At 64.1% G+C, this 11928-nt stretch carries 10 protein-coding genes; 5 read left to right on the top strand and 5 right to left on the bottom strand.

The genetic code is table 11. From position 1 onward, the window contains the following. Position 1: 1 nt before the first annotated feature. Positions 2-454, bottom strand: a complete 453-nt coding sequence (locus X727_RS158020; RefSeq protein WP_023696487.1) for an Lrp/AsnC ligand binding domain-containing protein — start codon at positions 452-454, stop codon at positions 2-4. A 164-nt stretch (positions 455-618) separates the two neighbouring features. Here X727_RS158020 and putA point away from each other — a divergent pair, with 164 nt between their 5' ends. Continuing rightward, positions 619-4227: a bifunctional proline dehydrogenase/L-glutamate gamma-semialdehyde dehydrogenase PutA gene (putA, locus tag X727_RS158025; RefSeq protein WP_023833819.1), complete on the top strand. Its 3609-nt coding sequence runs from the start codon at positions 619-621 to the stop codon at positions 4225-4227. A gap of 86 nt (positions 4228-4313) precedes the next feature. Then, positions 4314-5378, top strand: a complete 1065-nt coding sequence (locus tag X727_RS158030; RefSeq protein ID WP_023833818.1) for a glycosyltransferase — start codon at positions 4314-4316, stop codon at positions 5376-5378. Between the two features lie 45 nt (positions 5379-5423). On the opposite strand, the gene X727_RS158035 is transcribed toward X727_RS158030, so the two are convergent. The 4 genes from X727_RS158035 to X727_RS158050 all read right to left on the bottom strand — a co-directional run bounded on the left by X727_RS158035 (position 5424) and on the right by X727_RS158050 (position 9463). Next, positions 5424-5738, bottom strand: coding sequence for an antibiotic biosynthesis monooxygenase (locus tag X727_RS158035; RefSeq protein ID WP_023681734.1), 315 nt, complete (start codon positions 5736-5738; stop codon positions 5424-5426). 50 nt (positions 5739-5788) lie between these two features. Further along, complete coding sequence (locus X727_RS158040) at positions 5789-6748, bottom strand: energy transducer TonB (RefSeq protein ID WP_023833817.1); 960 nt, start codon at positions 6746-6748, stop codon at positions 5789-5791. Positions 6749-6875: 127 nt separating this feature from the next. Beyond that, positions 6876-7310 carry a hypothetical protein gene (locus tag X727_RS158045; protein ID WP_023710743.1) on the bottom strand — a complete coding sequence of 145 codons (435 nt, stop codon included), beginning with the start codon at positions 7308-7310 and terminating at the stop codon, positions 6876-6878. Positions 7311-7315: 5 nt separating this feature from the next. Continuing rightward, positions 7316-9463 (bottom strand): TonB-dependent hemoglobin/transferrin/lactoferrin family receptor, encoded by a 2148-nt coding sequence (locus X727_RS158050; RefSeq protein WP_081726055.1) that lies wholly within the window; start codon positions 9461-9463, stop codon positions 7316-7318. A gap of 258 nt (positions 9464-9721) precedes the next feature. Here X727_RS158050 and hemP point away from each other — a divergent pair, with 258 nt between their 5' ends. The 3 genes from hemP to X727_RS158065 are packed head-to-tail and all read left to right on the top strand — an operon-like array spanning position 9722 to position 11928. Continuing rightward, complete coding sequence (hemP, locus tag X727_RS158055; protein WP_023673860.1) at positions 9722-9928, top strand: hemin uptake protein HemP; 207 nt, start codon at positions 9722-9724, stop codon at positions 9926-9928. Between the two features lie 49 nt (positions 9929-9977). Beyond that, entirely contained in the window at positions 9978-11036 is a 1059-nt protein-coding gene (locus X727_RS158060) for a hemin-degrading factor (protein ID WP_023833815.1), read from the top strand. 10 nt (positions 11037-11046) lie between these two features. After that, entirely contained in the window at positions 11047-11928 is an 882-nt protein-coding gene (locus X727_RS158065) for a hemin ABC transporter substrate-binding protein (protein ID WP_031204000.1), read from the top strand.

The raw sequence follows: 11928 nt of genomic DNA, 5'->3' as shown, positions 1-11928 counted from the left end.
GCTAGCGATCCTTCACCGTCTCCATGGCCACGAAGGTCGAGGTCTGCGCAACATGCGGCAGTGCCGAGATGCGCTCGCCGAGCACGCGGCGATAGGCGGCGATGTCGGTGGTACGGACTTTCAGGAGATAATCGAAGCTCGACGCCATCATGTGGCACTGCTCGATCTCCGGCACGGTCTGCACCGCACGGTTGAAAGCATCGAGCGCGGCCGAGCGCGTGTCCGACAGTTTTACCTGGACGAAGGCGACATGGCCTTCGCCCATGCGCTCGCGATCGATGATCGCCTGATAGCCCCTGATATAGCCGTCCTTCTCCAGGCGCTTCACCCGCGCCTGCACCGGCGTCTTCGACAGGCCGACCTTGCCGGCCAGTTCCGACATGGACAGCCGCCCGTCGCGCGCCAGCGCCGACAGGATGTTTCTGTCGATGCGGTCCAATTGGTCTTCTGTCACGGATATCACAGCCCATCTGATAACAATTGAGCCGCAATGATAGATCATTCGGCCTGCCATGTCGATTTCTTTGGACCGGCCGAAAATGCGGCTCTGTGCTAGCTTGCGCCATTCGGTCCGGCGACCGCCGGCCCGCTCCCAGATGTTTGCTCCGCAGGACCGCCATGCCGCTCGACACCATCCGCCAGCAGATCCGCGCCAACTACCTGCCCGACGAAGACGCGGCTGTGAAGCGCCTGGCTGCCGCGACAGAACTTTCGGCCGATGACCGCAAGGCCGTCTCGGCCCGTGCCGCGGATCTGGTGCGCGCGGTGCGCGGCTCGTCCGACCCGCGGCTGATGGAGGTTTTTCTCTCCGCCTACGGCCTCTCCACCAAGGAAGGAGTGGCGCTCATGTGCCTGGCCGAGGCACTGCTGCGCGTGCCTGACACCGAGACTATGGACGACCTGATCGCCGACAAGATCGCACCGCATGACTGGTCGGCGCATTCGGGCGGTTCGAGCTCGATCTTCGTCAACGCCTCGACCTGGGCGCTGATGCTGACCGGCCGTGTGCTCGACGAAGGCGAGGGCGGCATTGAAGGCACGCTGCGCTCGATGGTTCGCCGGCTGGGCGAACCGGTGATCCGCAAGGCGGTCGCCGCCGCCATGCGCGAAATGGGCGAGCAGTTCGTGCTCGGCCGCACCATTGCGGAAGCCGTCAAGCGCGGCAAGTCGATGATCCAGAAAGGTTATCTCTATTCCTTCGACATGCTGGGCGAGGCGGCCCGCACCGAGGCCGACGCGCTGCGCTACCTCAAGGCCTATGCCGATGCGATCTCCTCGCTCGATTCAGGCTCCAACGGTCCCGATATCCGCCAGAACCACGGCATCTCGGTCAAACTGTCGGCGCTGCATCCGCGCTACGAAGAGGCACAGAAGGAAAAGATGCTGCCGGTGATGGCCGAGCGGCTGCTGTCGCTGGCGCTGGCCGCACGCCATTCGCGCATGGGCCTCAACATCGACGCCGAGGAGGCCGACCGGCTCGACCTGTCGCTCGATGTGATCGAGCGTGTGTTGTCCGAGCCGGAGCTTGCCGGCTGGAATGGCTTTGGCGTCGTCGTCCAGGCCTACGGCCCGCGCGCGGCCTTCACCATCGACTGGCTCTATGCGCTGGCGGAAAAGTACGACCGCAACATCATGGTGCGGCTGGTCAAGGGCGCCTATTGGGACACCGAGATCAAGCGGGCACAGACGCTCGGGCTTTCCGGCTACCCCGTCTTCACCCGCAAGGCCAACACCGATGTTTCCTACATGGCCTGCGCCAAAAAGTTGCTGTCGATGACCGACCGCATCTATCCGCAATTCGCCACGCACAATGCCCATACCGTCGCCGCCATCCTGTCGATGGCTGACAACCGTGACGCTTTCGAATTCCAGCGCCTGCACGGCATGGGCGAAGCGCTGCATGAGACGGTGCGCCGGGCCGAAGGCACGCGCTGCCGCATCTATGCGCCGGTCGGCGCGCACTCCGACCTCTTGGCCTATCTGGTTCGCCGCCTGCTGGAGAATGGCGCCAACTCCTCCTTCGTCCATCAGCTCACCGACGAGGACGTCGAGCCGGAGGATATTGCGCGCGATCCGCTCGAGACGGTCGAGAGCCAGGGCCCCGCCGCCAATCCGGCAATCGCTCGTCCTGCGACGATCTTCGGCGCTGGTCGGCGCAACTCGAAGGGGTTCGACATCACCGATCCGGTGACGCTGGCGGCGATCGACAAGGCCAAGGCGGCCTTTGCCAGGCCCGAGCGCTGGCATGCCAAGCCGATCACGCGCGCCGCCGGCTACGGCAAGCAGCGCCCGGTGGTCAATCCGGCAAAGCCTGCCGAGATCGTCGGCACGGTCGCCGAAGCCGCTGCCAAGCAGGTCGCGACCGCGGTGCGCTTTGCTGTGGAAGCGCAGCCGGCCTGGGCGAAGCGTCCCGTTGCCGAGCGCGCCGCCATCCTCAACCGCGCCGCCGACCTCTATGAGGCCAATGCGGTCGAGTTTTTCGCGCTGGCTACAAGGGAAGCCGGCAAGTCGCTGGCCGATGGCGTGGCTGAACTGCGCGAAGCCGTCGACTTCCTGCGCTACTACGCTGCCGAAGCGGCCAACAACGAAGCGGGCAGCGAGGCGCGCGGCGCGATCGTGTGCATTTCGCCGTGGAATTTCCCGCTTGCCATCTTCACCGGCCAGATCGCGGCAGCGCTCGTCACCGGCAATTCGGTCATCGCCAAGCCGGCCGAACAGACGCCGCTGATCGCCTTCCGCGCCGTCGAACTGCTGCGCGAGGCCGGCGTGCCGGAAGATGTCATCCAGCTTCTGCCGGGCGACGGTCCGGCGGTCGGCGGACCGCTGACCGCGGATCCGCGCATTGCCGGCGTCTGTTTCACCGGCTCGACCGAGGTCGCCAAGCTGATCGAGAAGCAACTGGCCGAGACGGCTGCGCCGGACGCCATGCTGATTGCCGAGACCGGCGGTCTCAATGCCATGATCGTCGATTCCACCGCTCTGCCCGAACAGGCGGTGCGCGACATACTGGCATCGGCTTTCCAGAGTGCAGGCCAGCGCTGTTCGGCGCTTCGCGTGCTTTACGTGCAGAAGGATGTCGAGAAGAAGATGCTGGAGATGCTGAAGGGCGCCATGGAAGCGCTCACCATCGGCGATCCCTGGCAGATTTCGACCGATGTTGGGCCGGTCATCGATGACGAGGCGCAGAACTCGATCCGCGAGTATTGCACCAAAATGGGGCTGCAGGGCCGGCTGATCGCCAAGCTCGAAGCACCCAAAGATGGCCGCTTCGTTGCGCCGCATGTGTTCCGGGTCAAAGGCATCGAGGAGATGGAGCGCGAAGTGTTCGGTCCGGTGCTGCATGTCGCCAGCTTCGACGCCGACGGGATCGAAGCCGTCATCGCCGCCATCAACCGCAAAGGCTATGGCCTGACCTTCGGCCTGCACACCCGCATCGAAGGCCGCGTCCAGCATTTCGTCGACGGCATCCATGCCGGCAACATCTATGTCAACCGCAACCAGATCGGCGCCGTCGTCGGCTCGCAGCCCTTTGGCGGCGAGGGGCTTTCGGGCACCGGGCCGAAGGCCGGCGGGCCGCATTATCTCCGGCGGTTCCGCAAGGGGCCGGAGGCGGGCACGGAGATTGCCGAGGGCCACAAGGTGACGGCGACCGAACTGGCCGACAATCTGCCCGATCCGACGCTTGGCGGCTGGTCGACGCGGCCGGACCGCATCGCCATCTTGAGAAAGCATCTGCGCGGCAAGGGCGCTGCAGCGATCGGCGCTGCAGCCGCCATCGATTTCGGCCAGGTCGACCTGCCCGGACCGACCGGCGAGGCCAACACGCTGTCGCTGTCGCCGCGTGGCCGGGTGCTGTGCCTCGGTCCGGACGCCGACACGCTGCTTGCCCAGACGATCCAGGCGCTGGCCGCCGGCAATGCGGTGCTGGCCGTGGCGCCGAGCGCGCCGGCGGCACTGTCGGCGCTGACCGGCAAGGGGTTGCCGCTGGCGGCCATAGACGGTCGGCCAGACCCAGTCGAAGCGCGTTCGCTGCGCGTCCATGTCGTCGCCTTCTCGGGCAGGCCCGAGGCGGCGCGGATCGTGCGCAAGGTCATTGCCGACCGCAGCGGGCCGATCGTGCCGCTGGTCAGCGAGGTGCTCAACCCGGCGGCCTATGCGCATGAACGCGCTGTCTGCGTCGACACCACGGCTGCCGGCGGCAATGCCAGCCTGCTCGCGGCGGCCTAGGGGACTTTTCGCAGCTCGCTTGCCTGCAACGAGTTGCAAGGATATGCGCAAGGGACAGACAGCAACTCGAGCGGGCAGCTGAACAGATGGAAGACACGTCCGGACCGTTTGAGCTGCCGCGCGTGGCGGTGGTCATCACCTGCTTCAACTATCGGCCGTACGTCGAACAGGCGATCCGCTCGGTGCTTGCGCAGACCTACCGGAATTGGGAATGCGTCATCGTCGACGATGCCTCGACGGACGGCTCGGCCGACCATGTCCGACAGCTTCTAAGGGATATAGACGATCCGCGCCTGCGCCTGTTGGCGCGCACGGAGAATGGCGGCCAGACCGCGGGATTCCGCGACGGCTTTGCCGCAACCGACGCGCCCTTCGTCGCGTTTCTCGACGCCGATGACGTGTGGCTGCCAGATTTTCTCCTCGCGCATCTGTCCGCCCATCTCAACACGACGCATTCGGCCGCTCTCTCGAGTTCCGATGTGTTCCTTGTCGATGGCGACGGCACGTTGCTGGGCGGCACCTTCCTTGCCTTGCGCAAACCGCGCTCCGGAGCGGATCGCAGCGGCGTCGCCATCGCGCCCGGTGGCTGGCTTGCCGGCATGGCGCCTGGGATCGCCTACGCATCGGAGCATCCGGTAACCTATTTCGCACCTGCGGTGACGGGCTGGCTGTGGTCGCAATGCTCGGCGATCATGTACCGGCGTGGCGCGCTGGAACCGGTATTGTCCTTCCCGTTCAAGGCCAAGGTCGGGACGGATTATCTGACGGCGACACTCGCGCACCAGGCCGGCGGCAGCCTCATCCTGTCAGAAGGTCTCGGGCTCTATCGCCTGCATGGCTCCAACCTGTCCACCGGAACTGCCTTTGCCGGCGGCAATGTGCGGCAAACGCCTGCATACAGGAGCTACAGGAGCGTGTTGGCGGCGGATGCCGCAGACTATTTGCTGGCGAATTCTGCCTGGCTCAGCGATCTCAACGGGCGCAATTTCATAGCTGCATTCCTGACGCAGCATGTGCGCCAATTCCCGGAGCTGGCCGGTGATCCGCGGTTGGCGCGCTACCTGACACGCGGACAGCCCTGGCGGCGGCTGCGCCTGCACATTGCCCAGTGGCTTCAGCGACTGGGCGGCCGGAATTCAACCGGAACATGACGGCATCTGCCCGTCGTCAGATCTCGTCGACGGGTGAAATCTCAATCAGGCGCCTTCGACGACCGAAAAGCCTTCGAACTGCGGATGGCCGAGATAGTGCACCTTCGACGTGCCGGTGTTGCGGTGGGCGGCGCGAAAATTCTCGGATTTGGTCCAGGCGACGAAATCCTCATGGCTTGCCCACACCGTGTGCGAGGCAAACAGCGTGTAACCCTCGGCCTCGTTGACCGGGCCGCGCAGCAAGTGGAATTCCCTGAAGCCTTTCATCTCCGAGAGGCTCGAATCGCGGTTCTTCCAGACATCCTCGAAAGCGGTCTCCGAGCCGTTCTGGACCTTGAAGCGGTTCATGGCGATGTACATTGGGCTTCCTCTTGAATTGATGGACGATTTGGCGAAGGTCTGCGAGCTGGTTAAAACGGACCGATCCGCGCCCTGAACACCCAACTTGATAATCCGGTCTCGGGTGGAATGGGCGGGAACGGGGCTTGCTGGCGCACCAGTTTCAAAGCGAATTGGTCTAGTTCGGCAGACCCTGAACTTTCGACAAGCTGCAAGTCGCTGACGCTGCCGTCAGCCATGACGACGAAATAGACCCTGGCATTGTTGCGAGCCTTGGCTTGAATTTCCTTCGAAACGCGCCGGTTAGCGCGGGCAAGCTTCTTTTGAATTTCACCGCCGTAACGAGATTCCATCGCATTGCCAGCCGCGTCCTGGTTTTTACCCTTGCTGGCAACCGCCGGAGCGTCGCGTTCTTCGCCATCTGCCGCACCGCGGGTATCTCCAGATCCGGCTGGAGGGGTCGGCCGCGGGCTCGGGACTGGTGGTTTGGCAGCAGGCAAATCAACGGCGGGCTCGTCGGCGGGCGGTGCCTCTGAACTTTGCGTTTGAACCCCTGGCGGAGTCGACGTCTCAGCGCTTGGGGCGACAGTTTGATCATTCGGGATGGCGGCCGTCAGTGTATCTGGCGCGGCGGTCGCCTGTTTGGCGGCTTCCGGCGCAGGCTTGGGCGCCGCCGGCTCCTTTACCGGTTGAGGCGCCTCGGTCGGCGGCACGGGTCGAACGGCCTCGGGCTTGGCCGGCTGCGGATCGGTTACCAGGGTAACATCGACCGCGTCGGGAGCCTGGCTGTCCAAGGCGCTGCCGACCACCTCGGCGCCCAATTGGTCGGTGCCTTCGGATTGTATCGCGTTACTGGAATCGAATGTCCCTGCGGGTCCGATGAAGAACGCCGCTGCGGCAGCGGCATGGAGCAGGCAGGACGCGACGATCGCCACAGTCCATTTGCGGTCCGCGGCTGCCGGCTGTGCGAGCTCGTCCATCGTAATCGCCGGTTCGTTGCCGGCGTCGGGGAGGGGGGTGATGTCCTGCATGGTTCGCGGCGAGACCTGCCGCGAGCGGGGTGGGATTGTCAAATCAAGATCGGTTGCCGGCCATGACGGCGGAGCTGCGACGGGTCGTGTCGCATTGTCGTGCAGGAAGGCGGGATGCAGACCCACCTCAAACGCCGAATGCGATACCGGTCTTGGTCTGCGTCTTCAGGCCGCGCATGCAGGCGCCCGGTTCGACGCCGGCGCATTCGGTGGCGCTGTTGATCAGCACGCGGCTGAGTTTGGTGCAGTCGGTGCCGGCGAGGTCGAAGCGGATCACCTTGGTCTTGCCGGCCGGCAGGTCCTTGAAGTCGAGCACGCTCAGGCGGTCGACAATGCCGGCCTCGTTGAACAGCGCGATTTCGAATGCCGCCTTGGAAAGATCGGCGCCGAGCGCATTGTTGACGACGAAGGTCAGGCGGCAACCCTTTTCGGAGGGCTGCGCGGCATTGAGCTCGAGGCTGAGTTGCGGAGCCGGCGCGGACTGAGCCCACGCCGGCATCAAGCCAAGCGACATCGCCAGCGTCGAGGTCAGGAGCCGAAGCGATGCCGTCAAACTTGTCATGGGTGTCAGCCTCCAAAGCGCATGGTTGCGGCCAGCTTCAGCGTGATGCCGGGTTCATAGATGACGGCGGTGGTGCCGCCGTTCAGCGGGTTGGTGTATTTGACGTCGAACAAATTGTCGGCGCGGAAGTCCACCTTCAGATTGTCGGTGGCCTGGTAACTGGCGAAGGCGTTGACCAGAGTATAATCCTTGGCTACGGGGTTGCCCTTCGGCTTGCCGTTGTACTGCACCTCGCCGCCGACGGTCAGCTTGTCCTGAAGGAAGCGGAAGCCGAGCTGCCCGGTGACCTGCGAGGACGGGATGGCGGCAAGGTCGGCGCGCTCACCTTCATCGGAGATGGTGTGGCCGCTGATGATCGAGGCCGACAGCCCGGCATAACCCCAGGCGGCATCGTAGACGCTTTCCAGTTCGAAGCCGTTGATCTTGGCCTGGGCGACGTTCTGGTACTGGAAGCAGATCGGAATGCCGGGGCCGAACGGGCAGCCGCTGGTCGGGTCGAATGCCGACAGCGTGACGCCTTCGATGTAGTCGTCGACATCGTTGTGGAAGTAGCCGGCCTTGAGCCGGAACGCGTCGCCGGCCTCGACAAGGTCGTTCAGCTTGTAGTTGACGCCGAACTCGGTGGTCTTGCCGGTTTCTGGCCGCAGGTTCAGATTGGGCAGGAACGGGAAGGTGACGCCCGCCGGATGGTTGCCGCTGATCAGCGTTTCGGTCAGCGACGGCGAGCGGTAGCCTTCCGCGTAGGTGCCATAGAACTGCAGGCCCGCCAGGCTGGCGCTTTCGAAGGGCGTGACACCAACGGTGATGCGCGGCGACAGACGATCACCTGACGTTTCGTGGGTGCTGTCTTCGAGGCTGTAATTGTCGTAACGCAGGCCGGTGATGATCTCGAGCCAGTCCCAGGTCAGCTTGTCCTGGATGTAGGCGCCCGAGACGTTGCGCTTACCCGACGGCGTGTAGAAGGAGTCGCCGCCCGACGTGCCGCCGGTCTCGACAATGTCGCCCGCCCAGTCGCCGCCATAGGTCAGCTCGTGCGAGATACCGGCGGTTTCGAAGCGCGACGTGTTCCAGATGTCGATGCCGGTGGTGCCGACATCGAAAGTCGACATCGATCCTGCCGGCAGCACGACGGGAAGACCAGTGACTGGATCGAACCTGTTTTGCGGCGCCAGCGTCGTTAGGTCCAGATTGGTCTTGTTGTAGGAGGCGTTGATGTGGAGATCGAGCCAGCTCCTGGCGTCGTCAGTGATGTTGTAGCGGGCGGTGAAGGTGTTCGACTTCAGGTCGACGTCGTTGGCCGGCACGCCGCCGCTGGTTTCCGTCCAGCCGTCGCTCGAGCCGACCCAGCCGAGCTTCAATTCGCTGTTCTCGCTCGGGCGGATTGTGGTCTTGAGCAGGCCGCTCAGCACGTCGAAACCGGTACCGGCGACGGTGTCGCCGCTGCCATTCTTGTAGTCGCCGTAGTCGCGGTAGACGATGTTGCCCAGCACATCCAAATCGTCGTTGAATTTGTAGGCGCCGCTGGCGCTGGCGGTCCAGCCTTTGCCGTTGCTTTCATAGCGCCCGGTGACGGAGCCGGCCCAGGTTTCGCCCGGTCTGAGGAAATCCACCGCATCCTTGGTGTCGAAGAAGACGACGCCGCCAATGGCGCCGGAGCCGTAGGTGTTGGCGGTCGGTCCGCGAATGACGTCAACGGATTTGATGAGCTCGGGATCGACATAGAAGGTCGACTGCGTGCCGTGGTCTGAGCGCTGGAAATTCTGCCTGGCACCGTCGACGATGACGGCGACGCGACCGAAATCCTGCAGGCCGCGGATGTTGATGCTGGAGCTGACGCGTCGCGCATCGGCCTGCACGACGACACCAGGCACACCGAGCAGCATTTCGTTCGGCGTCGTCGCCATGCGGCGGTCGAGCTGTTCCTGGTCAACATGGCTGGCAGAGGCCAGCGATTCGATTGCCGTCTCGCCGGTGCGGCTGATGACCAGGATCTTGTCCAGCAGGGTCGCGCCGGCGGGCGCCGGCTTGGTGTCCTCGGTTTTCCTGGTCTGGTCGGCCTGGTCAGCGGCCGGCTGAGCGGCCTGCTGAGCGCTGGCCGGCGATGTCAGCAGCGCGATCGTCGCTGCCCCCGCAAGCAAGGCCACCTTTGCCATAGACCGATGCACCGGACCGGTGCTCGCCAGACCCAGTCGTCCAGAATTTCCCAAGCCCATGCCCCAACTCCAAATTCCAGGTTCGACGCTGGCTGGCTTGGCGCTCGCTGGCTTTTTTCATTCCGTCCGGCGTCTTAAATATTGACTCATTTAGTCCGGTATTGCACTGACTAATAAACATGATAATTCAAGTCAAGAAATGAATCGGCATTTGCAACGCCTAGCCAGTTGCCCGGCACAGGAAAGGGATCGAAAGAGATGAACACCCACAATCCCAACGACTTCCGTTACCGCGTCCGCCGTTCCGAGGAGACGCCGACCCGCTTCGACCGGGTGCCGCTGGCGGTGCGGACGCTGTCCTCCAACACGCTGTTCCAGGGCGAGCACGAGATTGGCATCGAGCACCATGGCGCGCTCTATCGGCTGAAGATCACCCGCCAGGGGAAGCTCATCCTCAACAAGTGATGAAACAGCCAGACAGGCCAAAACGCCAGGCAGGACAGGTAAGCAGGACATGGACCAGCGCGTAAAACCCGCACCGCATGAAATCCGGCGAGCGCGGGCAGACAATCCGAAAGCGCGCGAGCGCGATCTTGCCGCCGAGCTCGGTATTTCCGAAGCCGAACTGGTCGCCGCGCATTGCGGCGACGGTGTCGTGCGCGTCGAGCCCAGGGTCAACGATCTGCTGACCGGCCTCGATGCCGTTGGCGAAGTGATGGCACTGACCCGCAACGAAAGCGCGGTGCACGAGAAGATCGGCGTCTACGACAAGGTTGTCACAGGTGCGCACAATGCCATGGTACTGGGCGAAAACATCGACCTGCGTATCTTTCCAAAGGTCTGGGCGCATGGCTTTGCCGTCGAGAAGCGCGACGGTGGCGACATCCGCCGCAGCCTGCAATTCTTCGACGCGGCCGGCGATGCGGTGCACAAGGTGCATCTGCGGCCGGCGTCCAATCTCTATGCCTACCAGAAGCTCGTGGCCGCACTCGAATCGCCGAACCAGGAGGCGACCGTGTCTATCGCAGGCCTGGCCGACGACGACGCGGAGACGTCGGGCATTGCCGCAGACATCGATGATCTGCGCGACCGCTGGAGCCGGCTGACCGACGTGCATCAGTTCTTTGGCATGTTGAAAACGCTGAAGCTCACCCGCCGCCAGGCCGTGCGCATGGTCGGCCAGGACTATGCCTGGCTGCTCGACAATGACGCCATCGGCGCCATGTTCCACCATGCCGCCGCCGACGGCATGCCGATCATGTGTTTTGTCGGAAACCGAGGCTGCATCCAGATCCATTCCGGTCCCGTCAAGTCGATCAGGCCGATGGGGCCGTGGATCAACGTGATGGACGAGACGTTCCACCTGCATCTGCGCACCGACCACATCCAGGAGGTGTGGGCGGTGCGCAAACCGACCAAGGACGGTCATGTCACCTCGCTCGAAGCCTATGGCGCCGACGGCAAGATGATCATCCAGTTCTTCGGCAAGCGCCATGAAGGCGAGGGCGAGCGCGACGACTGGCGGTTCCTTGCCGAGAACCTGCCGCGCATTCCAAGCCCGACCGCAGCCTGAGGAAACGACGATGATTTCACTGTTCAGGATGCTTGCCGCGGCCATGGGCCTGTCGCTGTTTATTGCCGCCCCAGTGCCGGCCAGCGAGAACGTGGCCGTGTTTGCCGACACGTCGCGGATCGTGGCGATCGGCGGTTCGATCACCGAGATCGTCTACGCGCTTGGCGAGGAAGGTCATCTCGTCGCCCGCGATTCGACCAGCCGCTACCCCGCCGCCGCGGTCGCGCTGCCCGACGTCGGCTATATGCGCCAGCTGTCGCCGGAAGGCGTGTTGTCGGTCAATCCTTCGGGCATTCTGGCGCTGCATGGCAGTGGGCCGAAGGAAGCGGTCGATGTGCTGAAAAAGTCGAGCGTTCCGTTCATCGACGTGCCCGAGCATTACAGCCATGACGGCATCCTGGAAAAGATCCGCATCGTCGGCAAGGCGCTCGGCGTCGACGCCAAGGCCGAGACGCTGGTGGCTGAGACCGATGCCAAGCTGAAGGCGGCCGAGAAGCAGACGGCGTCGATCAAGCAGCGCAAGCGCATCCTGTTCGTGCTGTCGATCCAGGGCGGCAAGATCCTGGCCGCCGGCACCGACACCGCCGGCGACGGCATCATCAAGCTCGCCGGTGCGGTCAACGCCGTCGAAGGTTTTTCCGGCTACAAGCAGATGTCCGACGAGGCCATCGTAACCGCCAGGCCGGACGTGATCCTGGCGATGAAAAATGCCGGACCGCCGATTGCGGAGGCCGAGCTGTTCGCCATCCCGTCGATCACCTCGACGCCGGCGGGTGAAGGCCGCAAACTGATCCTGATGGATGGCAGCTATCTGCTCGGCTTCGGGCCGCGCACGGCCGATGCCATCCACGATCTGGCCGCCTCGCTCTATGGCAGCCAGGTCACGGACTGA

The sequence above is a fragment of the Mesorhizobium sp. L103C105A0 genome, assembly GCF_000502215.1.
Lineage (GTDB): Bacteria > Pseudomonadota > Alphaproteobacteria > Rhizobiales > Rhizobiaceae > Mesorhizobium.
The sequence above is the reverse complement of the archived record's forward strand: the minus strand, read 5'-3'. Positions and strand labels throughout refer to the sequence as shown.